The sequence below is a fragment of the Micromonospora sp. IBHARD003 genome, from assembly GCF_056106285.1.
Window position 1 is genome coordinate 6173331 of sequence record NZ_JBWBBX010000001.1, and the last position, 24397, is coordinate 6197727.

The following is a 24397-nucleotide window of genomic DNA, read 5'->3' on the forward strand; positions in this document are numbered from 1 at the left end:
AGAACCGGCCGGATCATGGACGCAGCCGCAGTCCTCGCGGGGTGGCGTGGAAGCCGGCTTCCTCGAACGGACGGGCCAGCGTGGAGGTCAGTGCCGTGGCGCCGTTGATGCGTTCGACCGTGACCGTACCGAGCGACCCCGCCTGCGCCGCGGTCGCAAGAGCCTCGGACGCGGCCCGCAACTCCGGGGCGTCCGGTTCCGTGGCCCAGGACAGCAGGGTCTTGCCACCGCGTTCCAGGTAGAGCGTGAGCTCGCCGTCGACCAGCACCACCAGGGAGCCCGCCTTGCGGCCGGGCTTGTGGCCCGCACCGGTCGGCGGCTCGGGCCAGGACAGGGCAGCCCCGTAGGCGTTGGCCGGGTCGGCAGCCGCAAGCACCACCGCGCGGGTCACGGTGTGCGCGTCGGCGCGGTCACGGGCGGTGGCCGCTGTGCGCAGCCGGTCCACGGCCCCGTCCATGGCGAACTGGGCCGCGCCCAGCCCCTCCACGACATAGCCGCGACGGGCCTGCCCGCTGTCCTCGAAGGCGGACAGGATGCGGTACGTCGCCGAGAATCCGCCCTCGACCCCTTCGGCCGCGACCGCACCACGGGTGACCACGCCATGGCGGTCCAGCAGTGTGCGGGCCAGGGCATGGGCACGGTGGGTGGGATCCGGCTCGGGTGCGGGGAGCAGGGACCAGCGCCCGGAGACGGTCGGCGGCCCCGTGCGCGACGCGGTGCGCGCGGCCGCCGTGAGCGAACCGTAGCGCCCGCGCGGGACCGTGCGCTTGGCCCGGTGCGCCGTGGATCCGGCAGTGCGGCCCGAACCCAGGAGTGAGCGCAGCGGTGCCAGGGTGTCATTCGTCAGACGCCCCGACCAGGCCAGTTCCCAGAGGGTGTCGGCCAGTTGGGGATCGGTGGCGTCGGGATGTGTGGTGGCACGCACCTGGTCGGCGATCTGCCGGAAGAACAGACCGTATCCGCCGGAGAGGGCCGTCAGCACGGACTCGTGGAGTGCAGTCGGCTCCAGTGGGTGCGGCGGAGGGAGCAGCAGCGGGGCGGCGTCGGCGAGGTAGAGGGAGACCCAGCCGTCCTTGCCGGGCAGTGCGCCCGCACCGGCCCACAGCACTTCACCGGTCGTCGTCAGCTCGTCGAGCAGAGCGGGGGAGTAGCCCATCACCCGGGACGGCAGGATCAGCTTCTCCAGCGCGGAGGCGGGCACCGGGGCGCCCTGCAGCTGCTCGACGGCGCGCGCCAGTCCGTCGATACCGCGCAGACTGTTGTTCTCCAGGTGCTGCCACTGGGGGAGGAACGTCGCGAGCGCCGCCGGGGAGACCGGCTCCAGCTCCTGGCGAAGCGCCGCGAGCGAGCGGCGCCGCAACCGCCGCAGCACGGCCGCGTCGCACCACTCCTGGCCGATGCCGGAGGGATGGAATTCGCCCTGTACGACACGACCGGTCGCGGCCAGACGCTGCAGCGCCCCGTCGGTGACGGCCGCGCCCAGCCCGAACCGGGCGGCGGCCTGGGACGACGTGAACGGGCCGTGGGTGCGGGCGAAGCGGGCCAGCAGATCGCCCAGCGGATCCTTGACAGGCTCCGTGAACGCCTCGGGGACGCCCACCGGGAGCGCGGTGCCCAGGGCGTCCCGCAGCCGCCCGGCGTCCTCGACCGCCGCCCAGTGGTCGGCGCCTGCGATGCGGACCCGGATGGCACGGCGGGCCGCGGTGAGCTCCTCGGGCCAGCGCGGATCGGCGCCGCGCTCGCCCAGCTCCGCGGTCGTCAGCGGGCCGAGCACGCGCAGCGCATCGGCAACGCCCTCGGCGTCCTTCACCCTGCGGTCGTCCGTCAGCCACTGCAGCTCCTGCTCGAGCTCGCTCAGGACGTCCGCGTCGAGCAGCTCGCGCAGCTCCGCCTGGCCGAGCAGCTCGGCGAGCAGACGGGAGTCCAGAGAAAGGGCCGCGGCGCGCCGCTCCGCCAGCGGTGAGTCCCCCTCGTACAGGAACTGCGCCACGTAGCCGAAGAGGAGCGAGCGGGCGAAGGGGGACGGCTCCGGCGTGGTCACCTCGACCAGCCGGACCCGGCGGGACTCGATGTCGCCCATCAGCTCCGTCAGCCCGGGGACGTCGAAGACGTCCTGGAGGCACTCGCGTACCGCCTCCAGGACGATCGGGAACGAGCCGAACTCGCTCGCCACCTGCAGCAGCTGAGCCGCACGCTGCCGCTGCTGCCACAGCGGGGTGCGCTTGCCGGGACTGCGGCGCGGCAGCAGGAGGGCACGTGCCGCGCACTCGCGGAACCGCGAGGCGAACAGCGCCGAGCCTCCCACCTGGTCGGTGACGATCTGGCTGATCTCGCCCTTGTCGAAAACGGTGTCGGCAGCGCCGACCGGTGCCTGGTCGCTGTCGTAGGACGTGTCGAGATGCACCGGGTCCAGGTCGAGGAGGTCCAGACCCATGAGGTCGGCATCCGGCAGGCGCAGCACGATGCCGTCGTCGGCATGCATCACCTGTGCGTCCAGGCCGTATCGCTCCGCGAGCCGGGCACCGAGCGCGAGCGCCCACGGGGCGTGGACCTGGGCCCCGAAGGGGGAGTGGACCACGACCCGCCAGTCGCCCAGCTCGTCGCGGAACCGCTCCACAAGGATCGTGCGGTCGTCTGGCACATGACCGCAGGCACGGCGCTGCTCGTCGAGGTAGGCGAGCACATTGCCGGCCGCCCAGGCGTCGAGCCCGGCGGCGAGCAGCCGCAGCCTGGCGTCCTCTTCGGAGAGCGAGCCGATCTCGCGGAGGAACGCGCCCACCGCGCGGCCCAGTTCGAGTGGACGGCCCAGCTGATCGCCCTTCCAGAACGGCAGCCGGCCCGGCACCCCGGGAGCGGGCGAGACCAGCACCCGGTCGCGTGTGATGTCCTCGATCCGCCAGGACGTGGTGCCGAGCGTGAAGACGTCCCCCACCCGGGACTCGTACACCATCTCCTCGTCGAGCTCGCCGACCCGGCCGCCGCCCTTCTTCGGGTCGGCTCCGGCGAGGAAGACACCGAACAGCCCGCGGTCGGGGATGGTGCCTCCCGAGGTGACCGCGAGGCGCTGGGAGCCGGGACGCCCCGTGACCGTCCCGGCGACCCGGTCCCACACCACCCGCGGGCGCAGCTCCGCGAACGCGTCCGACGGGTAGCGCCCGGCGAGCATGTCGAGCACCGCCGTGAACGCCGACTCCGGAAGCGAGGCGAACGGCGCGGCCCGGCGCACCACGGCCAGCAGGTCATCCACCTGCCAGGTGTCCAGCGCCACCATCGCGACGAGCTGCTGGGCCAGCACGTCCAGCGGGTTGGCGGGGATCCGCAGGGCCTCGATGGAGCCGCCGCGCATCCGCTCCGTGACCACCGCTGCCTGGACCAGGTCACCGCGGTACTTGGGAAAGACCACACCGGTGGAGACCGCGCCCACCTGGTGGCCGGCCCGGCCCACGCGCTGCAGACCCGAGGCGACGGACGGCGGCGACTCGACCTGGACGACCAGATCCACCGCGCCCATGTCGATACCCAGCTCGAGACTGGAAGTGGCGACGACCGCGGGCAGCCTGCCCGCCTTGAGGTCCTCCTCGACCAAGGCGCGCTGCTCCTTGGAGACCGAACCGTGGTGGGCACGGGCCAGCAGCGGCGGCGCGCCCAGGGCGGCACCCGACTGCGCCATGATCTCGGCCGGGGGAGCGCCCTCGGGAAGGGCCTCCCCCACGGCGCGCTCATAGGCGATCTCGTTGAGCCTGTTGCACAACCGCTCGGCGAGACGGCGGGAGTTGGCGAAGACGATCGTCGAGCGGTGGGCCTGGACGAGATCGGCGATGCGCTCTTCGACGTGCGGCCAGATGGACGGCTTCTCCCCGGCGGCATCGGGCTCCGAGGCGGGCGATCCGCCCAGTTCACCGAGATCCTCGACAGGGACGACCACGGAGAGGTCGAATTCCTTGCCGGACGGTGGCTGGACGATCTCCACCCTGCGCTGCGGCGAGAGATAGCGCGCCACCTCGTCCACCGGCCGGACGGTCGCGGACAGACCGATCCGCCGGGCGGGGCGGGGCAGCACCTCGTCGAGCCGCTCCAGCGACAGGGCGAGATGGGCCCCCCTCTTGGTGCCCGCCACCGCGTGCACCTCGTCCAGGATCACCGTCTCGATGCCGGTCAGAGCCTCACGCGTGGACGACGTGAGCATCAGGAAGAGCGACTCCGGCGTGGTGATCAGGATGTCCGGGGGCCGGGTCGCCAGCGCCCTGCGCTCGGCGGCCGGCGTGTCCCCCGAGCGGATGCCGACCCGCACCTCGGGCTCGGGCAGCCCGAGCCGCACCGACTCCTGGCGGATACCGGTCAGCGGACTGCGCAGATTGCGCTCGACGTCCACGGCGAGCGCCTTCAGGGGCGACACGTACAGGACACGGCAGCGCTTCTTCGCGTCCGCCGGCGGCGGGCCGGACGCGAGACGGTCGAGGGCCGCCAAGAATGCCGCGAGCGTCTTGCCGGAACCGGTCGGGGCCACGACCAGGACGTCGGACCCCTCACCGATGGCGCGCCAGGCGCCTTCCTGGGCCGCGGTGGGCGCGCTGAACGCCCTCGTGAACCATCCGCGGGTCGCGGGGGAGAAGTCGTCGAGCGCGGTCCTGGACATGCCCCCATCCTGCACCCGGACACTGACAACCTGCCTGACCTGCGACAACACCGGATTCAGCGTCCCGCTCGAGCTGACACAATGGCGGTATGGCCAAGGAGGAGTGGGCGCGGTACTGGCAGCACGAGCGACTGCCGGGCATCGATCTGCTCCGGGCCCACTACGTCCGCCACACCTTCCCGCGCCACAGCCACGAGGGATACGTCCTGGCCGCCATCACGGGCGGGGTCGAGGACATAGGCCTGCCGGGCGGCGTGGTGCACGCCGGGCCCGGCACCGTGGTCATGGTCAACCCGGAGGTGCCGCACAGCGCGCGGGCCGGAGCACCCGAGGGCTGGGTGTACTCGACGCTGTACCCGTCGGCGGCCGCCGTCGCGGAGATCGTGGCCGAGGCGACATCGATGCGTGGCACCGTCGGTTTCACCGAGACCCATGTGGTCGATCACGAGGCGGCCACGCTCATCCGCGAGGTGCACCGTGCGGCCGAGGAGGGCAACGCCCTGGCCGCCGACAGCATGCTGAGGATCCTGGTCTCCCGGCTGGTACGGGTCTACGGGACGGCGCTTCCCGTGCACGAGCCGCGCTCGGCGGGTGCGCGCAACGCCGCGCGAGCCCGGTCCCTCCTCGAGGAGCACATGGACGACCCGCCGACGCTGGAGGCTCTGGCGGCAGAGCTCGGCACCGGCCCGTTCGCCCTGCTCCGGGCCTTCCGCGACAGCTACGGCATGCCGCCGCACACCTGGCTCACGGACGCGCGGGTCCGCCGCGCGCGCCGACTGCTCGACGCAGGCGTCGGTCCGGCCGAGGCGGCCGTCACGGTCGGTTTCACCGACCAGCCGCATCTGAACCGCCATTTCGCGAGGATCGTCGGGGTACCGCCCGGCGCGTACCAGCGGGGACGGCCGGTGCAGCCGGGAGCCCTGCGACCGGAGCCCGCAAGAACGTACAAGACCGGCGGCGTCCCACCCGCGTAGCGTCCGCTGCGTGGCAGAACCGACAGCACCCCCGGACATACCCGTCGGAGGCGAATCCTCCGTGGCCGCGTACGAGCCCCCGCGGCGCGACGTGCCCGCAGCGCTTTTGAAGGCCGACTCCGCAGCCGTGCGGGACGCCCTCGGCGTGGGCTTCGCCGTGGGTCTCTCCGGATTCGCCTTCGGCGTGACAGCGGCGGGCGCGGGGCTCGGGCTGCTGCAGATCTGCGCCCTCAGTCTGCTCGTCTTCACCGGCGCCTCACAGTTCGCGCTGGTCGGCGCGCTCGCCGCGGGCGGCAATCCGTTCACCGCCGCCGCGGGTGCCTTCTTCCTCGGCACCCGCAACGCGTTCTACGGCCTCAGGTTGTCCCAGCTGCTCGCCCTGCCGCGGTTCGTACGCCCCTTCGCCGCCCACTGGGTCATCGACGAGACCGCGGCCGTCTCCCTGGCACAGCCCACGCGGCGCACCGCACGCCTGGGGTTCACCGTCACGGGACTCACGCTGTATGTGCTGTGGAACCTCACCACGCTGCTCGGGGCGTTGGGCGCGGAGGCGATCGGCGACACCAGTGCCTGGGGGCTGGACGCCGCAGGGCCCGCCGTGTTCCTCGCCCTGCTCGCTCCGATGCTGCGCACCACGACGGAGCGGGCAGTCGCCGGACTCGCGGTCGTCCTGGGGCTGGGACTGCTGCCCCTGCTCCCCGCGGGGGTGCCCGTGCTCGTCGCCGCACTCGCCGCACCTGCCGTGCTCTGGTTCAACGGCCGCAGGGCCGCCAACAGGAAGGACGCGGACCGATGAACGTCTGGATCGCGATCGGGGCCACGGCTGTCGCCTGCTACCTGATGAAACTGGCCGGTCTCCTGGTCCCGGCCGCAACGCTGGAGCGACCGCTGGTGCAGCGGCTCTCCGCGCTGCTGCCGGTCGCCCTGCTGGCCGCGCTCACGGCGCAGCAGACGTTCAGTGCCGGAAGCTCACTGGTCGTCGACGCCAGGGCGGCGGGGCTGGGGGCGGCGGCGGTCGCCCTGGTCCTGCGGGCGCCGTTCCTCGTCGTTGTGGCGGTGGCCGTGCTGGTGACCGCCGGTGTGAGGGCGATCGGCGGCTGAGGACACCCCAGACGGCCGATGAGCACGGGGAATCAGCCCCGGACCCCGGCCCCGCGCGTCCGGATCCGCGCACGGCGCGGCCTGGCTCGCGCCGTCTCACCGCACTGCGCGCCCGTGCGCCCTCAGCATGCGCAGTGCCTCGATCGTCAGGATGGGGCGCCACTCGAGAGCGCTTCCGGGCGCCCACGCGCGCCGGTGGACCGGCCAGCCGCCGTCGGCCTGCTGACGGCCGGCGAGATGGTCCAGTGACCGTTCCAACTCCTCGTCCGTGAACCACCGGCGCGCCAGGGAGCCCGGCAGGCGCGCGTAGTCGTGCGGGTAGTGGCGATCGTGTGGGGCGTGGCCGGCGGGAGCCGGTCGGGGATCCGGCCGGTCCGGGTCGAGCACCACGAGCCGCTGCTCGCGCACAAGACGGCCGAGGCGGTCCGCGGCCGCCTCGGCACGGGACCGGTCCGGGGCGCCGTCCAGGAAGGCGACCGCCGCCCGGATCTCGTACGGATCGGGCTTCACCAGGGCGTCCACCGCCGCCCAGCAGAAGTCGGTCGCCCGGAACAGCCAGGCGTGCCACACCTGGTTGCGGTGCAGCAGCCCGACCACCGGCCCCGTCACCACCAGCTCGCTCGGGGGTTCGTCCGGCAAGGGGATGAACGGGGCGGTGGGATACCCCCGCTGCGAGGGGTGGACCGCGGGCAGTGCGCCGTCCCTGGTGGCCACGGCCGTCAGATAGCGGCACATCCGCTCGACCCGCAGCCCTCCGCAGCGTCCGATCGAGTCGAGGATGCCCAGAGCGTGCGCCGTGTGCTGCGGCTGGCTGACGGGTCCGCGCAGATCGGGCTCGAGGGCGTGCCCGTATCCGCCGTCCTCGTTGAGATGGGCGCTCAGCGCGGCCTCCACGGGATCCGCGCCCGCGCCCAGGAAGTGATACGCGAACCGCCGCTGTTCGAGCACGCGGGCCGTGAGCCAGATGAAGCGCTCGGCCCGTGCGAGGGGTGTTCCAGCCATGTTCCGACCGTAGGGCGCGAGCGGCCTCCGGTATGGCGGACGGCCACGGCTGCACTCTCAGGGGCGGGATACTGGGCGCATGCGGTTGACGATTTTCTGGGAGCGGATGGCGGAGCACTTCGGTGCGGCCTACGCCGACTCCTTCGCACGCGACCACGTGATGGCCGAGCTCGGCGGACGGACCGTGCACGAGGCACTGGCCGCCGGCTGGGAGACGAAGGACGTCTGGCGCGGGGTCTGCGCGGCCGTGGGGATACCGGCCGACAAGCGGTGAGTCGATCACCGGACAGCGGCGTGTGCCGCGGTTTTCCACAGCCCGTGGCCCGGTTGTCGTGTTCGTACGCAAAACTTGTCCCGTGGCATCGACTGACGAGACCGTCCGGGACGAAGAGCCGCCGACCGCCTCGTCGGGCACCGGTGGCACAAAGACCAGCTCCAGCACAGCGGAGCAGAGCGAGGGGACGGCCGTAGGAGCCGTCCCCGGAAGAGGCATGGCGGTGGGGCCCGCGGGTCCCGGCACCGCCCGGATGCCTCGCTGGCTGCCCAGGGCCATGATCCTGGCGCTCACTCTCTACGCCTGTTTCCAGTTCGGCAGCTGGGCCTTCCACCAGCTGGTCGGACTGCTGATCAACATCCTGATCGCCTTCTTCCTCGCGCTGGCGATCGAGCCCGCGGTGGGCCGCATGGCGGCACGCGGCATGCGCCGCGGTCTCGCCACCTTCCTCGTCTTCTTCGCGGTGATGATCGCCGGAATCGGCTTCGTCGTGCTGCTCGGCTCGATGCTCGCGGGCCAGATAGTCGACATGGTCGAAGACTTCCCCAAGTACCTCGACCAGGTGATCCACTGGATCAACGCGACGTTCCGCACGGAGCTGTCCCGCGTGGCGATCCAGGACAGCCTGCTGCGCTCGGACTGGTTGAAGAAGTACGTCCAGAACAGTGCGAGCGGTGTGCTCGACGTCTCCGCGACCGTGCTCGGCGGACTGTTCAAGCTGCTGACGATCTTCCTGTTCTCCTTCTACTTCGCGGCGGACGGGCCCCGGCTGCGCCGGGCGCTGTGCTCGGTGCTGCCGCCGGCGAAGCAGACCGAGGTGCTGCGCGCCTGGGAGATCGCCGTCGACAAGACCGGTGGCTATCTGTACTCGCGCGGCCTCATGGCCCTGATCTCCGGCATCGCGCACTACATCCTGCTGGCGCTGCTCGGGGTCCCGTACGCCCCGGCACTGGCGGTCTGGGTGGGCCTGGTCTCCCAGTTCATACCCACGATCGGCACGTACCTGGCGGGAGCCCTGCCGATGCTGATCGCGTTCACGGTCAACCCCTGGTACGCGGTGTGGGTACTCGGCTTCGTCCTCGTCTACCAGCAGTTCGAGAACTACGTGCTGCAGCCCAAGCTCACCGCGAAGACCGTGGACATCCATCCGGCTGTCGCATTCGGGTCGGTCATCGCGGGCACGGCCCTGCTCGGGGCGGTCGGCGCACTGATCGCGATTCCCGCGGTCGCGACGCTGCAGGCCTTCCTCGGCGCCTACGTGAAACGGTACGACGTCACGGACGACCCGCGTGTCCACGGTCACCGGCGCCATGGCGAGGCGGTGGTGGCCAGGCTGCAGCGTGCCCTGAGCGCCAAGAGGGAGCAGCCGCCGGCGCCGAGGGACGAGGCCTGAGGCTCCCCGCGGAGCCGGGGGAGAGCCGCCTTGTGGCCAGGTCCGGCCTCGGCGCACTGCGGCGCCCCGGGCACACCGGTCGGACTTCGATGGCACACGTGCACACGTGCAGGGTTCGACGGCACGGGACAGCACCGTGTCCGGAGGGCGGGTGGCCCGCTTGACACTAAAATCGAACATCCATTCTTATGGACTTCCGGCTTGGAACCCCGGGGTTTTCGCCGGGTTATCCACAGGCTGGACGGACGTCGGGGCGCATTGTCAGTGGCAAGGGATAGCGTCTGTGACGTGAAGCGATCGACTCAAGCACCCCGGGTGGAACCCATGGCAGGAACCGACCGCGAGAAGGCGCTCGACGCCGCGCTCGCACAGATTGAACGGCAATTCGGCAAGGGCGCCGTGATGCGCATGGGCGAGCGGTCGATGGAGCCCATCGAGGTGATCCCGACCGGCTCGACCGCGCTCGACGTCGCGCTCGGCGTCGGTGGCCTGCCCCGCGGCCGTGTGGTGGAGATCTACGGCCCGGAGTCCTCCGGTAAGACGACCCTGACCCTGCATGCCGTGGCCAACGCCCAGAAGGCCGGCGGTCAGGTCGCCTTCGTGGATGCCGAGCACGCCCTCGACCCCGAGTACGCGAAGAAGCTCGGCGTCGACATCGACAATCTGATCCTCTCCCAGCCCGACAACGGTGAGCAGGCGCTCGAGATCGTCGACATGCTGGTCCGCTCCGGCGCCCTCGACCTGATCGTGATCGACTCCGTCGCCGCGCTGGTCCCCCGCGCGGAGATCGAGGGCGAGATGGGTGACTCGCACGTGGGTCTCCAGGCCCGGCTGATGAGCCAGGCGCTGCGGAAGATCACCAGCGCGCTCAACCAGTCCAAGACCACCGCGATCTTCATCAACCAGCTGCGCGAGAAGATCGGCGTGATGTTCGGCTCGCCCGAGACCACGACCGGTGGCCGTGCGCTCAAGTTCTACGCGTCGGTGCGCATCGACATCCGCCGCATCGAGACCCTCAAGGACGGCACGGAGGCGGTCGGCAACCGCACCCGCTGCAAGGTCGTGAAGAACAAGGTCGCGCCCCCCTTCAAGCAGGCCGAGTTCGACATCCTCTACGGCCAGGGCATCAGCCGCGAGGGCGGCCTGATCGACATGGGAGTGGAGCACGGCTTCGTCCGCAAGGCAGGTGCCTGGTACACCTACGAGGGCGATCAGCTGGGCCAGGGCAAGGAGAACGCGCGGAACTTCCTGAAGGACAACCCCGACCTGGCCAACGAGATCGAGAAGAAGATCAAGGAGAAGCTGGGCGTTGGCGTCAGGCCGGCGGCTCCGTCGGCCGAACCGGGGGCGGACGCGGCGGGCGCCGCGGCTGCTGGCGATGAGCCCGCGAAGTCGGTGCCCGCGCCCGCAGCCAAGGCGACCAAGGCCACCAAGGCGGCTGCCTCGGCCAAGAGCTGAGCCCGCCCGTGACCCGGCGTACCGATTGGCCGGGCGACAGCCCCGAATCGTCGAGGGCCGAGAAGGAGCTGTCGCCCCAGGATCCGGCTGAGCGGGCGCGGGCCATCTGCCTGCGCCTGCTCACCGGAACCCCGCGCACGCGGAAGCAGCTTCGCGACGCGCTCCACAAGAGAGACATCCCGGAAGACGTCATCGAGGAGGTCCTGTCCCGTTTCGAGGACGTCGGCCTCATCGACGACGCGGTGTTCGCGAGCGCCTGGGTGGAGTCCCGGCATCATGGGCGTGGCCTGGCCCGCCGCGCCCTTGCGCGTGAACTGCGCACCAAAGGCGTCGACTCGACGCTGATCGACGAGGCCGTCGGCCGACTCGACCCGGATCAGGAGGAGGCGACCGCCCGGGAACTGGTCGCCCGTAAGCTGCGGTCCACGCGCGGCCTCGACCGTGACCGAAGACTGAGGCGCCTTGCGGGCATGCTCGCCCGCAAGGGATATCCGGAGGGCATGGCGCTACGGGTGGTCCGCCAGGCCATGGAGGAAGAGGGCGAGGACACCGGGGACTTGGGCGAGGCCCCCGGCGACGAGCCGTACTGATCCGCTCGGACCGAGAAGCCATACAGGACCACGCCCATACCACGCCCATACCGTCGGTACGGCCCCGCGGGGGGAGGCCGTACCGACTCCGGCCGCAGGTCCGGGAGCAGGGGCCCGTATGACGGTGCACGGGGGCGTCCAGTGCTGTGACCGGCAGGTGGGAAAGGTCGCGACGTCCGGTAGGGGAGGGATGCCGGGCGCCGCGGAGGTCCGTCAGAAGGACCTAAGCTCCCGGCACCCGCACCGGAAGCCCCGCCGCCCGCCAGGCCTGGAAGCCACCCACCAGATCGGTCGCCCGGTGCAGACCCAGCTGCCGCAGCGAGGCCGCCGCGAGCGATGACGCGTAGCCCTCGTTGCAGACCACCACGATCCGTAGATCGTGACCAGTGGCCTCGGGCGCGCGATGGCTGCCCGACGGATCGAGGCGCCATTCAAGTTCATTGCGCTCCACCACCAGAGCGCCGGGAATCAAACCGTCCCGGTCGCGCAGTGCCGCGTAGCGGATGTCCACCAGCAGTGCGCCGTCCGACGCGGCAGCGAAGGCATCATGCGGCCCGATCCGGTCCAGACCACTGCGGACCAAGTCCAGCAACGCGTCGATGCCTACGGGCTGTTCGTCCCGAGCGTCCACCGGCTCCTCGCTCACTGCCAGTCCTCCGGGCGTTCGACCTGCTCGAGCCGGAGCACCGCTCCCGACCTGCTGAACCGCCGGAGCAGCGGCAGCGGCGGATAGTACGCATGGACCGAAACCGCATGCTCCGTCTCCGACGTGTTCAACACCTCGTGCACATGGTGCCGTCCGAACGACCGCCCTTGGCCGGGGCCCAGACGCCGCTCTCGGTCCACTCCCTCGGCCAGCTCCAGGGTCTTCCAGCCGTCGGCCGGAAGACGTACCGCCAGTGCGTTCTCCGTCAGCTCGCCGGAGGCCGTGACGAAGGCACCGACCGATTCGTGGTGGTCGTGCCAGCCCGTTCCGGTGCCCGGCGGCCATCCGATCAGCCATGCCTCACTGCCTCCGGGGCCGTCGAGCCGTACCCATGTGCGGCCCTCGGGGTCCAGTGGCAGCGAGGCGATCAGATCCGCGTCGGCGGCGGTGTGCCGGGCGAAGTCGAGTAGATCGGCCGCGGTGGGCACGGTCGGCGCCGAGGTGGCGGACGCCGATCCGAGGGCCGATCCGGAAGTGGTGATTGCGGAAGTGGTGATTGCGGAAGTGGATGCGGGAAGAGAGCGAAGCACGACAACCGTCCTGGAAGTTCGCGACGATGCACGCAGCCGGACAGCGCAAAGAGCGGACGCGGCCGTGCAGCGGGAAGGGGAAGCGAGTTCAGCAGGACGGACGACACACGCAGCCCGCATAGCGGACCAGGTCCATATGGACCCTCCGCCACAGGCGCACATCGGTGTCGGTCATGTTCCGGAGTACACCATGTGCGCCCAAGCCGGTCAATTGACGTCCGCAGTGCGGTCACTGCGGCCGGAAGCACTCCCCGCGTGCGCCGGTGAGGGCTCAGGCGCTCCGCCTCGCACCGCGTCGGCCGCCGCGTGCAGCGCGTCCGGCTGCACCCCGCCGAAGGCCGCCACCAGATGCCCGTCCGGCCGCACCAGCAGCACGGTGTGCGCGGAGGCCCCCGGATAGCTTTCGGCGACCAGCAGCTCGGCCCGTACCGGAAGCTCCTCCACGGCGGAGTCCAGCCGTGGCATCACGCCCGCGCTCATCCAGTGCCGCCGGTCCCACACGCCCGTGCCGGGCGCCACCAGCACCACCAGCATCCTGCCCATCCCCAGCCGGTCCCTCAGCCATACGGTCGTGCCGTCCGGGGCCGTGACTCGGGCGTCGGCGACCGGTGCTCCGAACGGGGTACCGACGGTGGTGTGCGCATCGGCGGGTGAGGGCGCGAGAGGCGAGTGCGGGTACGCGGGGGGCGCGCCCAGCCGCCCGAGCCCCAGATGCCCGTCCATCAGCAGGGTGTCGTTGCCGCGCGCCGCACCCGGCAGATAGGTCCGCAGGCCGCCGCTGCCCCGCAGTATCGGCAGGGACTGGTCGGCGGCGCGCAGCCGCGCGGCGACGGCGGTGCGACGCTCCGCCTGATAGCTGTCGAGAAGGGTGTCGGACACTCCGTGATGCCAGGCGAGCGCCAGCTTCCAGGCCAGGTTGTCGATGTCCCGCAGCCCCTCGTCGAGACCCTGGGTGCCGATCGCGCCCAGCAGATGGGCCGCGTCACCGGCGAGGAAGGCCCGCCCTACGCGCCAGCTGCGGGCGAGACGGTGGTGCAGGGTGTAGACGCCGGTGTCGAGGAGGTCGTACTGCGGGGGGCCGTCGCACCAGCCCGCCAGGGTGTCCCGTACCCGCGACACCAGTGCCTCCGGGGTCACCAGCTCGCCCCTGGCCGGCAGCAGCCAGTCCAGTCGCCATACTCCGTCCGGCAGGGGCCTGGCCGTCACCTCCTCGCCGCCCGAGCGCCACGGCGGCAGCCGGTGCAGTACCGCTTCGCGGGGCCAGGGCAGTTCGGCGCGCAGCACGGCGACGGCGTGCCGCTCAACGGACGTACGCCCGGGGAAGCGGATGCCGAGGAGCTTGCGCACCGTCGACCGGGCGCCGTCGCAGCCCACCAGATAACTGCCGCGCCACCAGGTCGACCCGGGCCCGCGCGTGTGCGCGGTGACACCGGTGTCGTCCTGCTCCAGCGTGTCGAGCCGGCTGTGGGTGGCGATCGTGACCGGATGCGCCTCCGTGATGGCGTCCCGCAGACCGCGCATCAGCGCATGCTGCGGAATATGCACCGGTGCGGGCACGTCTTCCCCGCCGAGTTCCAGTGCCTGCAGCTCCTGCTTGCGCCGCCGGGAGCGCCAGCCGGTCCAGCGGATGCCCTCGTCACGGATCGTGGCGCAGCCGAGACGTTCCAGCAGCGCCGCGGTGTCGGCGCGCAGCACGACCGTACGGGCCGCGCGCGGCTCGTCCTTGCCCGCGCTCTCGTCGAGGACGACCGAAGGCACCCCCTGCGCAGCGAGTGCCAGGGACAGCGCAAGCCCCACCGGGCCCGCACCCACGATGATCACCGGGTCCACGGCGCTGCTCCTGTGGCGAGCCGGGACGGAGGGAACAACGGGGAGGGGCTGGCCGAAGCCCGGTGCGCGATCACAGAACGTATGCAACCCACTGCCGGTGTCCCCGTCAAGCGACGGCGGGACGCGGCGAGGGGCGGTGACCATCCGGTCACCGCCCCTCGTGCCACGTCCCTGACGACTGATCAGACCGCGCGGCCGTTCTCGACGTCGTTCTTGGCCGGGCCGACGGTCTCCAGACCCCCTCCGGGGCCGGCGTGGACGACCGCGCCCGTGCTCTTCTTGCCGCGCCGCAGCTTGCGCTCGAGCAGGCTCGCCGCTGAAGTGAGAGCAAAGTTCAGGATGACGTAGATGATGGAGACGACGGTGAAGCTGGCGATGACGTTTGCGCCGTAGTTGGCGCTCATCGTGCTGACCGACGCAAGCAGTTCCGAGAAGCTCAGCATCGCACCGCCGAGGGCGGTGTCCTTCACGATGACCACCATCTGGCTGACGATCGCCGGCAGCATGGCCGTCACCGACTGCGGCAGCAGCACGTACCGCATCGTCTGGCCCTTGCGCATGCCGATCGCCTTGGCCGCGTCCGTCTGCCCCCTGGGCAGGGACAGGATGCCGGCCCGGACGATCTCCGCGAGGACCGAGGCGTTGTAGAGCACCAGTCCGGTGACCACCGCGTACAGCGGGCGGACCTCACTGTCGATATCGGTGAAGTCGGAGTACGCCTGGTTGGCGAACAGCATCAGGATCAGTACCGGGATGGCGCGGAAGAACTCCACGACCGTGCCGGCGACGCCCCTGACCCACCGGTGGTCGGAGAGCCGGGCGATACCGAAGACCGCACCGAGCGGCAGTGCGATGACGAGCGAGAGGCTCGCGGCGATCAAGGTGTTCTGAAGGCCGGGCCAGATGTAGGTGGTGTACGGCTGGGAACTCGAGAAGAACGGCTCCCACTTGATCCAGTCGAGCTGGCCCTTGGAGTTCAGGCCGTCGTACACCCACCACAGGAGGGCTGCGACTGCGACCACGAAGACCAGCGTGTAGAGGACGTTTCGCCGCTTGGCGCGGGGTCCTTGGGCGTCGTAGAGAACAGAACTCATCGCTTCACCGCCACCTTCTTGCTCACCCAGCCGAGGATCAGTCCGGTCGGCAGCGTGAGGCAGATGAAGCCGAGCGCGAAGATGGTGACGATCGGCAGGAGAGCGGCGTAGTCCTCGATCCACTTCTTCATCAGCAGTGCGGCTTCCGCGACGCCGATGACCGAGGCGACGGTGGTGTTCTTGGTCAGCGCGATCAGCACATTGGCCAGTGGGTTGACCACCGAACGGAAGGCCTGCGGAAGGACGATGAGTCGCATGACCTGGGTGAAGCTCAGGCCCAGGGCACGCGCGGCCTCGGCCTGGCCGACCGGCACGGTGTTGATCCCGGACCGCAGCGCCTCGCACACGAACGCGGATGTGTAGGCGATCAGACCGAGCACGGCCAGCCGGAAGTTGAGCTGGTCGAAGTCGTTCGCTGCTCCGAGGCTGACACCGAGCGTCTGGAAGAGTCCCAGTGATGTGAACAGGATGATCACAGTGAGCGGGATATTGCGGACCACGTTCACATAGGTGGTTCCGAAGCCCCGCATGAGCGGGACTGGGCTGACCCGCATGCCGGCGAGCAAAGTGCCCCATATCAGGGAGCCGAGGGCGGAGTAGACGGTGAGCTGCACCGTCACCCAGAAGGCCCCCAGAAGCTGGTCCATATCAAGAAAGTCGAACACGATCTCCCGCGCTTCCGCGTATGCGTGTGGGAAGGGCCGGGCGCGCCGCCGCACTCAGCAGCGGCGCGCTCTGTGGCCCCCGAAGTCACTTGACGATGTTGCCGATCTTCGGCGCGGGCTCGTTCTTGTAGCCGGCCGGGCCGAAGTTGGCGTCGACGGCCTTCTGCCAGGACTTGTCCTGGACCATCTTCTCCAGCGCCTTGTTGATCTTGTCCTTGAGCTCGGTGTCGCCCTTCTTCAGGCCGATGCCGTAGTTCTCGTTGCTGAGCTTGAAGCCGGCGAGCTTGAACTTGCCCTTGAACGATTCCTGCCCGGCGTACCCGGCAAGGATGGAGTCGTCGGTGGTCACGGCGTCGAGGACCTTGTTCTCCAGGCCGGTCAGGCACTGGGAGTAGCCGCCGAGCTGCTGCAGCTGCGCGTTCGGCGCGATCTTCTCCTTGACGTTGGTCGCGGAGGTCGAGCCGGTGACCGAGCAGAGCTTCTTCTTGTTCAGGTCCTCGGGCTTGGCGATCGTGTTGTCGTCGGCGCGGATCAGGATGTCTTGGTGGGCCAGCAGGTACGGACCGGCGAAGTCGACCTTGGCCAGGCGCTTGTCGTTGATCGAGTAGGAGGCGACGATGAACTTGACGTCGCCGCGCTCGATGGCGGTCTCGCGGTCGGCGCTCTTGGTCTCCTTGAAGACGATGTCGCCCTCTTCGTAGCCGAGCTCCTTGGCGACGTACTTGGCCACGTCGACGTCGAAGCCGGTGTACTTGCCGTCCGGGGTCTTCAGGCCGATGCCCGGCTGGTCGACCTTGATGCCGATCGTGATCTTGCCGCCCTTGTCGCCGCCGCCGCCACCGGCGGAGTCCTTCTTGCCGCCGCCGCAGGCGGTGGCGGTCAGGGCGAGCGAGAGGACGACGGCCGAAGCGGCGGTGACCTTGCGAACGTTCATGGTGACTTCCCTTGGATGTGAAGCGATGAGGTGATCAGTTGATCCGGGACTGACTCAGTGATGCAGGATCTTCGACAGGAAGTCCTTGGCGCGGTCGCTGCGGGGGTTGCTGAAGAACTCCTCGGGCGACGCCTCTTCGACGATCTTTCCGTCGGCCATGAACACCACGCGGTTTGCGGCCGACCGTGCGAAGCCCATCTCGTGCGTGACGACGACCATGGTCATTCCGTCCCGCGCGAGCTGCTGCATGACCTCGAGCACCTCGTTGATCATCTCGGGGTCGAGGGCGGAGGTGGGCTCGTCGAAGAGCATCACCTTCGGCCCCATGGCCAGCGCCCGCGCGATCGCCACGCGTTGCTGCTGACCGCCGGAGAGCTGAGCCGGGTACTTGTCGGCCTGGGTGCCCACACCCACCCGGTCGAGCAGGGAGCGTGCCTTCTCCTCGGCGGCCTTCTTGTCCGCCTTGCGGACCTTGATCTGGCCCAGCATGACGTTCTCCAGCACGGTCTTGTGTGCGAAGAGATTGAACGATTGGAAGACCATGCCCACGTCGGCGCGCAGCCGGGCGAGTTCCTTGCCCTCCTGGGGCAGCGGCTTCCCGTCGATGGTGATGTCGCCGGAGTCGATCGTCTCCAGCCGGTTGATGGTGCGGCACAGCGTTGACTTGCCGGACCCGGAGGGCCCGATCACCACGACGACCTCGCCGCGCTGGATCTTCAGGTCGATGTCCTGGAGCACGTGCAGCGCGCCGAAGTGCTTGTTGACGTTGCTCAGAACGACCAGGTCCGCAGCCGTCGGTACCGCGTCCTGCGCGCCCTTGGTCACTGACACTCCGCTCATCGGCTTCTTGCTCCGTCCTCCTCGGTTGGAGAGGACCCTAAGCACCCGGTGAGACCAGCGTCAGTACATCTGAGCTGAAATTGAGCATAACGATACGGCTTCGGTCGGACACTCAGGGTGAGCGATGCTGCGGGCGTCGTACCGGGTGGATAACGGAACCCCCGGAGCAAGCGGTTGCCTCTTGACTCATGGGGCGGCAATCGGCGTTCATGCGATGTACACACGCCAGAGCTAGGGCCTGATCCGGACACATCGGGCCGCGACCCCGGAGGGGGGCCGTTGAGACTTCTGCTCGTCGAGGACGACGATCATGTGGCCGCTGCCCTGTCCGCGGTGCTCGCCAGGCACGGCTTCTCCGTCGTCCACGCCCGTAGCGGCGAGGAGGCACTGCAGGCGGTGCTGCCCGTGACGGCCGGCGACAAGCCGCCGTTCGGCGTGATCCTGCTCGACCTCGGCCTGCCCGACCAGGACGGCTACCAGGTCTGCGGAAAACTCCGGAAGATCACGTCCACCCCCGTCATCATGGTCACCGCGCGCTCCGACGTCCGCTCGCGGATCCACGGGCTCAACCTCGGCGCGGACGACTACGTCGTCAAGCCGTACGACACGGGCGAGTTGCTCGCGCGCATCCACGCCGTCAGCCGGCGCAATGTTCCGGGCGAGGAAGCCGCCGCGGCGGGCGACGGGGACGCCGTCCTGCTCGGTTCCGTCTCGATCGAACTGCCCACCCGCCGCGTCAGTGTCGAAGGCGCGGTCGTGCAGTTGACCCGCAAGGAGTTCGACCTGCTCGCGCTGCTCGCCCAGCGCCCCGGGGTGGTCTTCCGGCGCGAGCAGATCATCAGCGAGGTGTGGCACACGAGTTGGGAGGGCACCGGGCGCACGCTCGAGGTGCATGTCGCGTCGCTGCGTTCCAAACTCCGGATGCCCGCTCTGATCGAGACCGTGCGTGGCGTCGGGTACCGCCTCGTCACGCCCGCCGCGTAGAGGCTGCCGCTCCCCTTGCGTACCCGTCTTCTTCCGCTCCTCATCGTCCTCATGGCGGGCGTGCTGCTCGCCCTCGGCTTTCCGCTCGCCGTCAGCCTCGCCGCGGCCGAGCAGCAGAACGTCGTCGTCGACCGGCTGGACGACACCGCGCGCTTCGCCGCCCAGGCCCAGTTCGTCACCGACGGGATCTCCGGTCAGGACGAGCGCCGTGAGCGGCTCGTGGAGGAGTTGAGCCGCTACCACGATGTGTACGGGATACAGACCGGCGTCTTCTACCGCAGCGAGGCGGCCATGGCCCGTGCGCCCGTGCGCTGGGAGATCCCCCGGGAGGGCGAGGGACGCCGGGCCTTCCGGGAGGCGTTGCTCGGACGGCGCAGCCACGATCCGCCGCAGGTGTGGCCGTGGCAGGAGAACGCCAGGCTGGTCGTCGCCTCACCGGTGGTCAGGGAGGGCGATGTCGTGGCGGTCGTCGTCACCGACTCTCCCACGGGACAGCTGCGTTCCCGGATCCTGGCCGGATGGCTGGTGATCGCCGCCGGTGAGTCGGGGGCGATGCTCCTCGCCCTGGGTGCGGCGGTGCGGCTCACGGGCTGGGTGCTGCGCCCGGTACGCGTCCTGGACGCGGCCACCCACGACATCGCCACCGGCAGGATGAACTCGAGGGTCGCGGCATCCGGCGGTCCGCCCGAACTGCGGCGGCTGGCACGTTCGTTCAACGAGATGGCGGACAACGTCGAAGAGGTGCTGGAGCAGCAGCGCGCCTTCGTCGCCGACGCATCCCACCAGCTGCGCAATCCGCTCGCCGCGCTCCTGCTGCGGATCGAACTGCTCGCGCTCGAGCTGCCCGAGGGCAACGAGGAGATCGCCTCCGTGCGCACCGAGGGCAAGCGGCTCGCCCAGGTCCTCGACGATCTGCTGGATCTGGCACTGGCCGAGCACGCCTCCGCGGACCTGCGGCTCACCGACATCGGTGAGCTGGCGTCCGAGCGGGTCGCGGCCTGGCGTCCGCTCGCCGAGGAGAAGGGCGTACGGCTCGTCGGCCACGGCCGGGCGGTCACGGCCTGGGCCGATCCCGTGGCCCTCTCCAGTGCCCTGGACGCCGTGATCGACAACGCGCTGAAGTTCACGCCCGGAGGGGAGGAGGTCACCGTGGAGGTCTCGGCGGACGGTGAGTCGTCCACCATCGTGATCACCGACCGGGGTCCGGGCCTGACCGACGAGGAGCTCGGGAGGGTCGGCGACCGCTTCTGGCGCAGCAGCCACCACCAGAACATCAAGGGTTCGGGGCTCGGCCTCTCCATATGCCGCGCCCTCCTCGCGGCCGCCGGGGGATCGATCGCGTACGCGCACAGCGAGCCGTACGGCCTGCGCGTGACGCTCACGGTGCCGCGTACGGGCCCCAGTCCCAAGGGCACCGACTCGTGAACCCGGCAGCAGCGGCCTGAGCCGGATTCCGAGCCCGTCACCGAGGCCGAGAGCCCGTGACCGAGGACGAGCCCATAGCCGAGCCCGAGGCTGCGAGCCCGTGACCGGTGGCCGAGCCGGTAATCGGTGGACCGCTCGCGACGCGGGCTGTTTGGATGCCGCCATGAGCACCGATCTTCCCGCCGGCTACGAGATATCCGCCGATCCCGACCGGCTCGACCGCCCGCTGATCCACGCATGGTTGTCGCAGGACGCCTACTGGGCGCTCGGGCGGAGCCGGGAGAAGCAGGACACCGCCATCGCCGGATCCCTCAACTTCGGTGTCTACGACGTCTCTTCGCGCACCCAGGTCGGCTACGCCCGTGTGGTCACCGACCAGGCCACCTTCGCCTGGCTGTGCGACGTCTACATCGCGCCCGACGTACGCGGGAAGGGCCTGGGGAACGCCCTGGTCGCCGCCGTCCGCGACCACCTCGCTCCGTACGGAGTGCGGCGGGTGCTGCTCGCGACCGCCGACGCGCACACGGTCTACGCCAAGGTGGGCTTCGCCCCGCTGGCGACGCCGGAGAAGTGGATGGTGTTCGGCGAGCAGTGAGCGAGTGAGGACCTCGCACGGCATGTCCGGGGCCTTGCGAAAGGACCTACGGCTTCGCCGAGAGGTAGTACCGCCGGGCGCCTTCGTGCAGGGGCAGCGGGTCGGTGTAGATCGCGGTCCTGAGGTCGACGAGCTGGGCCGCATGTACGTTGTGCCCGATCCGGTCCCGGCTGTTGATCACCGTGCGGGTGATCCGCTCGGTCAGCTCGAGGTCCGCAGCCGTGGTCGTGACCAGCAGATTCGTTACCGCGACGGTCTGCACGGATCCGCCGCGGATCCGCGGATACGCATCGGCGGGCACCACTGCCGAGCGGTAGTACCGCGCCGGGGAGCCTGTGTTGTGCAGCCGGTCGACGAGACGCTGGTCGAGCGGAAGCAGCCGGATGGGCATGCGCTCGGACAGCTTCTGCACCGCGTTGGTGGGCAGCCCACCCGACCAGAAGAAGGCGTCCAGATCGCCCCGTGCCAGCAGGTCCGGCATGGCGTCGATCCCCGCGGAGACCGGCGCGATGTCCTTCGCCGGGTCGAGACCGGCCGCCGACAGGACCCGGTCGGCGATCAGCCGCACACCCGAGCCGGGCTGGCCGACGCCCACCCGCTTACCGCGCAGCTGGGCGGGAGTGTCCACCGGGGACCCCTGGCGTACCACGAGCTGCACGTAGTCGTCGTACAACCGCGCGCAGCCGCGCAGCCGCTCCGCGCCGACCCGTTCGTCCCCCTGGTACTTCGCCACGGCGTCGGCGGTGGCGATGGTGAAGTCGGCCCTGCCCGTCGCCACCCGGGAGAGGTTCTGCTGGGATCCCTCGCTGGTCCGCAGGTCTATCGAGACCTGGGGCAGATCGTGGGCCAGTGCGCCTTCGAGGAGCTCGCCGTACCGGTGGTAGACACCGCTTGTCACCCCGGTGCTGAAGGTGATCCGACCGCTCGGGGTGCTCTCCCTGAGAGGCAGCAGCCACCACAGCAGGAGCCCGCACACCACGGCCAGCGCCGCGGACCCCTGGAGGGCGCGGCGCCGGGTGAGGCGGGGGAAGGCTCGGGGCATGAGCGCGATCCTGCCAGGTCACCGGCCATGATGGCCAGGCCCGCCCGCCGCGGGGATACGGCACCCGGGATCAGAGGACGTCCTCGATGGTGATCGGCAGCTTGCGGATCCTGCGTCCGGTGGCGTTGTGCACCGCGTTGGCTATGGCGGCGGCCGCACCCACCTGACCGATCTCGCCCACGCCCTTCACCCCGAGTGGGTTCACGACGGGGTCTTCGACCTCGACGAGCTCCACCTCCACATCGGGAGCGTCGGCGTTGACCGCGACGAGGTACTCGCCCAGATTCGAGTTCGCCCAGCGGCCGGTGCCCGGCTGCATGTAATTGGCCTCCAGCAGGGCCTGCCCCAGACCCCAGAGCATCCCGCCCATGAGCTGGCTGGTCGCCGTCTTCGGGTTGAGCACCCGGCCGGGGGCGAAGGCGCCCGTCATCCGGCGCACCCGGATCACACCGAGCTCGGGATCGACGGCGACCTCGGCGAACTGTGCACCGAACGTGAGCATGGCGTACTCCGCGTCCGCACCGGGAGGGCTCCAGGACCCGGTGGCTTCCGCATCCGGCTGGAAGGAACGCTGCAGCAGCCCGGCGTACGACTCCTCCGACGTGCCCGCGGTCATGACCCCGTCCCGGACGACGACGTCGACCGGGTTGTGGCCGTGAAGGGGAGAGCCCCTGTCGGCGACGGCCCGGGCGATCATCTGGTTGCGCAGCGCGGTGGCCGCGCTGTGCACCGCGGCGCTGATCATCGCCGCGCCCGCGGAGCCGACCGCGGCCGCGATGCTGGGCAGGTCGGTGTCGCCGTGCTCGAAGCGGCAGCGCTCGTAGGGCATCCCCAGGGCGTCGGCGGCGACCTGGGTCATGACCGTCGCCACACCGGTGCCGAACTCGGGCGTCGCGGCCTGCACGACGGCGGTGCCGTCGGCGTAGATCCGGGCTCGGGCACGCTGCGGGTTGCTGGGCGGGGCGACCGGGTACGCCGCGGCCGCCATGCCCGTCCCGATCAGCCAGGGCCCATCGCGCAGGGTGCCCGGAGAGCTGCTGCGCCGGCCCCAGCCGAAGCGCGCGGCGCCGCGCTCGTAGCACTCACCGAGCCCACTGCTCGACCAGGGCAGACCGGTGTTCGGGTCGTGGTCGCCGTGGTTGCGCAGACGCAGCTCGATCGGATCCAGGTCCAGCCTCTCCGCGAGTTCGTCCATCGCGCACTCGAGGGCGAACATCCCGGACGCCTCGCCCGGTGCGCGCATGAACGTGGGTGTCATGGTGTTGCCGCGGATCAGCCGGTAGACCCCTTCGTAGTGAGGGCAGGCATAGAGCTGCGACGACACTCCCAGGGACGGCTCCGCCCAGTCGTCGAAGTGCGAGGTGACCGAGAGCTTGTGGTGGCGTACGGCGGTCAGCCGGCCGTCACGGGTGGCGCCCAGGGTGACGTGTTGCTCCTGCTCCTCCCGGTGGCCGACCGAGGTGAACATCTGTTCCCGGGTGAGGACCAGTTTGACGGGGCGCCCCACCTCACGGGCGGCCATCGCCGCCAGCGCGCAATGGTTGTGGATCATGGCTTTGGAGCCGAAGCTCCCGCCGGTGAAGTGTCCGATGACGCGGATCTTCGACAAGGGGATGCCGAGCAGCCGGGCGACCGTGATCTGGGTGGCGTTGACGCCCTGGGTCGCGTCGTACAGCACCAGCTCGTCGCCCTGCCATTCGGCGGTCGTGGTCGAGGGCTCGATCGGGTTGTGGTTGTTCGCCGCATACGTGTATCCGGCCTCCACCGTGACGTCCGCCCGCGCGAGGCCCGCCTCGACGTTCCCGCGCTCCACCCGGCCGGGCAGGAACCCGCCGAAGATCGCCTCCGGCTCGTAGGCCTGCTCGCGCCCCTGGCCGATCGTGGTGAGGGAGGGGGATTCCTCGTAACCGACGCGGAGCAGACTCGCCGCGTGCCGGGCCCGCTCGTGGGTGTCCGCGACCACGAGCGCGACCTGCTGACCGGCGTAGTGGATGGCGTCGTCCTGCATCGGGAAGAACGTCTGGCCCGGCGCGGCCGTCCCGGCCAGCGACGGGACGAGCGGCGGCTGCTCCGCGATCCGCGGCAGGTTGCGGTGGGTCAGCACGGCGAGTACACCGTCCTCGGCCAGGGCGGCGGCCGCGTCGATGGACGTGATGCGCCCGCAGGCGATACGGGCGCCGACGACATGGGCGTACGCCAGGCCCGGGATCGGGATGTCGGCGGAGTACCGCGCCGCTCCGGTGACCTTGGCGCGGCCGTCGACGCGGTCGAGGGACTGACCGATCGCCGGGGTTGCGGTGGTCATGTCGGGCTCCCGTCGGCTG

The 24397-nt window shown here is 70.5% G+C and carries 22 protein-coding genes; 10 read left to right on the top strand and 12 right to left on the bottom strand.

Going from position 1 to position 24397, the window contains the following annotated elements:
* Positions 1–13 precede the first annotated feature (13 nt).
* A complete protein-coding gene (locus ACTWOL_RS27465; RefSeq protein ID WP_474299467.1) occupies positions 14–4636 on the bottom strand; it encodes an ATP-dependent helicase in 4623 nt (1540 codons plus the stop codon).
* A gap of 89 nt (positions 4637–4725) precedes the next feature.
* Here ACTWOL_RS27465 and ACTWOL_RS27470 point away from each other — a divergent pair, with 89 nt between their 5' ends.
* The 3 genes from ACTWOL_RS27470 to ACTWOL_RS27480 are packed head-to-tail and all read left to right on the top strand — an operon-like array spanning position 4726 to position 6711.
* Positions 4726–5610 carry an AraC family transcriptional regulator gene (locus ACTWOL_RS27470; protein ID WP_474299468.1) on the top strand — a complete coding sequence of 295 codons (885 nt, stop codon included), beginning with the start codon at positions 4726–4728 and terminating at the stop codon, positions 5608–5610.
* A 10-nt stretch (positions 5611–5620) separates the two neighbouring features.
* Complete coding sequence (locus tag ACTWOL_RS27475) at positions 5621–6406, top strand: AzlC family ABC transporter permease (protein ID WP_474299469.1); 786 nt, start codon at positions 5621–5623, stop codon at positions 6404–6406.
* Complete coding sequence (locus tag ACTWOL_RS27480) at positions 6403–6711, top strand: AzlD domain-containing protein (RefSeq protein WP_474299470.1); 309 nt, start codon at positions 6403–6405, stop codon at positions 6709–6711. Before ACTWOL_RS27475 ends, ACTWOL_RS27480 begins: the two co-directional genes overlap by 4 nt.
* A gap of 96 nt (positions 6712–6807) precedes the next feature.
* On the opposite strand, the gene ACTWOL_RS27485 is transcribed toward ACTWOL_RS27480, so the two are convergent.
* A complete protein-coding gene (locus tag ACTWOL_RS27485; RefSeq protein ID WP_474299471.1) occupies positions 6808–7713 on the bottom strand; it encodes a hypothetical protein in 906 nt (301 codons plus the stop codon).
* Between the two features lie 79 nt (positions 7714–7792).
* Here ACTWOL_RS27485 and ACTWOL_RS27490 point away from each other — a divergent pair, with 79 nt between their 5' ends.
* The 4 genes from ACTWOL_RS27490 (at position 7793) to recX (ending at position 11428) form a co-directional block, all read left to right on the top strand.
* Positions 7793–7987: a DUF3046 domain-containing protein gene (locus ACTWOL_RS27490; RefSeq protein ID WP_469771533.1), complete on the top strand. Its 195-nt coding sequence runs from the start codon at positions 7793–7795 to the stop codon at positions 7985–7987.
* An 82-nt stretch (positions 7988–8069) separates the two neighbouring features.
* Positions 8070–9380: an AI-2E family transporter gene (locus ACTWOL_RS27495; protein WP_474299472.1), complete on the top strand. Its 1311-nt coding sequence runs from the start codon at positions 8070–8072 to the stop codon at positions 9378–9380.
* Positions 9381–9704: 324 nt separating this feature from the next.
* Positions 9705–10838: a recombinase RecA gene (gene recA, locus ACTWOL_RS27500; protein WP_474299473.1), complete on the top strand. Its 1134-nt coding sequence runs from the start codon at positions 9705–9707 to the stop codon at positions 10836–10838.
* Positions 10835–11428 carry a recombination regulator RecX gene (gene recX / locus ACTWOL_RS27505; RefSeq protein WP_474301273.1) on the top strand — a complete coding sequence of 198 codons (594 nt, stop codon included), beginning with the start codon at positions 10835–10837 and terminating at the stop codon, positions 11426–11428. The genes recA and recX overlap by 4 nt, the downstream gene beginning before the upstream one ends.
* 223 nt (positions 11429–11651) lie before the next feature.
* Here recX and ACTWOL_RS27510 read toward each other — a convergent pair whose 3' ends face one another.
* From ACTWOL_RS27510 to ACTWOL_RS27545, 8 genes are all read right to left on the bottom strand, one after another.
* Positions 11652–12074, bottom strand: coding sequence for a rhodanese-like domain-containing protein (locus ACTWOL_RS27510; protein ID WP_474299474.1), 423 nt, complete (start codon positions 12072–12074; stop codon positions 11652–11654).
* Positions 12071–12664, bottom strand: coding sequence for a cupin domain-containing protein (locus tag ACTWOL_RS27515; protein WP_474299476.1), 594 nt, complete (start codon positions 12662–12664; stop codon positions 12071–12073). The genes ACTWOL_RS27510 and ACTWOL_RS27515 overlap by 4 nt, the downstream gene beginning before the upstream one ends.
* Positions 12665–12752: 88 nt before the next feature.
* Positions 12753–12839, bottom strand: coding sequence for a putative leader peptide (locus ACTWOL_RS27520; protein ID WP_311605579.1), 87 nt, complete (start codon positions 12837–12839; stop codon positions 12753–12755).
* A 32-nt stretch (positions 12840–12871) separates the two neighbouring features.
* Entirely contained in the window at positions 12872–14494 is a 1623-nt protein-coding gene (locus ACTWOL_RS27525) for an FAD-dependent monooxygenase (protein WP_474299477.1), read from the bottom strand.
* 182 nt (positions 14495–14676) lie between these two features.
* Positions 14677–15588: an amino acid ABC transporter permease gene (locus ACTWOL_RS27530; protein WP_474299478.1), complete on the bottom strand. Its 912-nt coding sequence runs from the start codon at positions 15586–15588 to the stop codon at positions 14677–14679.
* Positions 15585–16235, bottom strand: coding sequence for an amino acid ABC transporter permease (locus ACTWOL_RS27535; RefSeq protein WP_474299479.1), 651 nt, complete (start codon positions 16233–16235; stop codon positions 15585–15587). Before ACTWOL_RS27535 ends, ACTWOL_RS27530 begins: the two co-directional genes overlap by 4 nt.
* A gap of 103 nt (positions 16236–16338) precedes the next feature.
* Positions 16339–17187: a glutamate ABC transporter substrate-binding protein gene (locus ACTWOL_RS27540; protein ID WP_474299481.1), complete on the bottom strand. Its 849-nt coding sequence runs from the start codon at positions 17185–17187 to the stop codon at positions 16339–16341.
* A 54-nt stretch (positions 17188–17241) separates the two neighbouring features.
* Positions 17242–18027: an amino acid ABC transporter ATP-binding protein gene (locus ACTWOL_RS27545; RefSeq protein WP_474299482.1), complete on the bottom strand. Its 786-nt coding sequence runs from the start codon at positions 18025–18027 to the stop codon at positions 17242–17244.
* Positions 18028–18306: 279 nt separating this feature from the next.
* On the opposite strand from ACTWOL_RS27545, the gene ACTWOL_RS27550 reads away from it, so the two are divergent.
* The 3 genes from ACTWOL_RS27550 to ACTWOL_RS27560 all read left to right on the top strand — a co-directional run bounded on the left by ACTWOL_RS27550 (position 18307) and on the right by ACTWOL_RS27560 (position 21031).
* On the top strand, positions 18307–19011 hold the full coding sequence (locus tag ACTWOL_RS27550) for a response regulator transcription factor (protein ID WP_474299483.1): 705 nt from the start codon (positions 18307–18309) through the stop codon (positions 19009–19011).
* A 15-nt stretch (positions 19012–19026) separates the two neighbouring features.
* On the top strand, positions 19027–20436 hold the full coding sequence (locus tag ACTWOL_RS27555) for a sensor histidine kinase (protein ID WP_474299484.1): 1410 nt from the start codon (positions 19027–19029) through the stop codon (positions 20434–20436).
* 163 nt (positions 20437–20599) lie between these two features.
* A complete protein-coding gene (locus tag ACTWOL_RS27560; RefSeq protein WP_474299485.1) occupies positions 20600–21031 on the top strand; it encodes a GNAT family N-acetyltransferase in 432 nt (143 codons plus the stop codon).
* A gap of 46 nt (positions 21032–21077) precedes the next feature.
* On the opposite strand, the gene ACTWOL_RS27565 is transcribed toward ACTWOL_RS27560, so the two are convergent.
* Positions 21078–22073, bottom strand: coding sequence for a TAXI family TRAP transporter solute-binding subunit (locus ACTWOL_RS27565; RefSeq protein ID WP_474299486.1), 996 nt, complete (start codon positions 22071–22073; stop codon positions 21078–21080).
* Positions 22074–22143: 70 nt separating this feature from the next.
* A complete protein-coding gene (locus ACTWOL_RS27570; RefSeq protein ID WP_474299487.1) occupies positions 22144–24378 on the bottom strand; it encodes a xanthine dehydrogenase family protein molybdopterin-binding subunit in 2235 nt (744 codons plus the stop codon).
* Positions 24379–24397 lie beyond the last annotated feature (19 nt).

Coding starts and splice junctions, on each gene's coding strand:
- ACTWOL_RS27465 (WP_474299467.1), bottom strand. CDS start 4,636: ATGTCCAGGACCGCGCTCGACGACTTCTCCCCCGCGACCCGCGGATGG.
- ACTWOL_RS27470 (WP_474299468.1), top strand. CDS start 4,726: ATGGCCAAGGAGGAGTGGGCGCGGTACTGGCAGCACGAGCGACTGCCG.
- ACTWOL_RS27480 (WP_474299470.1), top strand. CDS start 6,403: ATGAACGTCTGGATCGCGATCGGGGCCACGGCTGTCGCCTGCTACCTG.
- ACTWOL_RS27485 (WP_474299471.1), bottom strand. CDS start 7,713: ATGGCTGGAACACCCCTCGCACGGGCCGAGCGCTTCATCTGGCTCACG.
- ACTWOL_RS27490 (WP_469771533.1), top strand. CDS start 7,793: ATGCGGTTGACGATTTTCTGGGAGCGGATGGCGGAGCACTTCGGTGCG.
- recA (WP_474299473.1), top strand. CDS start 9,705: ATGGCAGGAACCGACCGCGAGAAGGCGCTCGACGCCGCGCTCGCACAG.
- ACTWOL_RS27520 (WP_311605579.1), bottom strand. CDS start 12,839: ATGACCGACACCGATGTGCGCCTGTGGCGGAGGGTCCATATGGACCTG.
- ACTWOL_RS27530 (WP_474299478.1), bottom strand. CDS start 15,588: ATGAGTTCTGTTCTCTACGACGCCCAAGGACCCCGCGCCAAGCGGCGA.
- ACTWOL_RS27535 (WP_474299479.1), bottom strand. CDS start 16,235: ATGGACCAGCTTCTGGGGGCCTTCTGGGTGACGGTGCAGCTCACCGTC.
- ACTWOL_RS27540 (WP_474299481.1), bottom strand. CDS start 17,187: ATGAACGTTCGCAAGGTCACCGCCGCTTCGGCCGTCGTCCTCTCGCTC.
- ACTWOL_RS27545 (WP_474299482.1), bottom strand. CDS start 18,027: ATGAGCGGAGTGTCAGTGACCAAGGGCGCGCAGGACGCGGTACCGACG.
- ACTWOL_RS27560 (WP_474299485.1), top strand. CDS start 20,600: ATGAGCACCGATCTTCCCGCCGGCTACGAGATATCCGCCGATCCCGAC.
- ACTWOL_RS27565 (WP_474299486.1), bottom strand. CDS start 22,073: ATGCCCCGAGCCTTCCCCCGCCTCACCCGGCGCCGCGCCCTCCAGGGG.
- ACTWOL_RS27570 (WP_474299487.1), bottom strand. CDS start 24,378: ATGACCACCGCAACCCCGGCGATCGGTCAGTCCCTCGACCGCGTCGAC.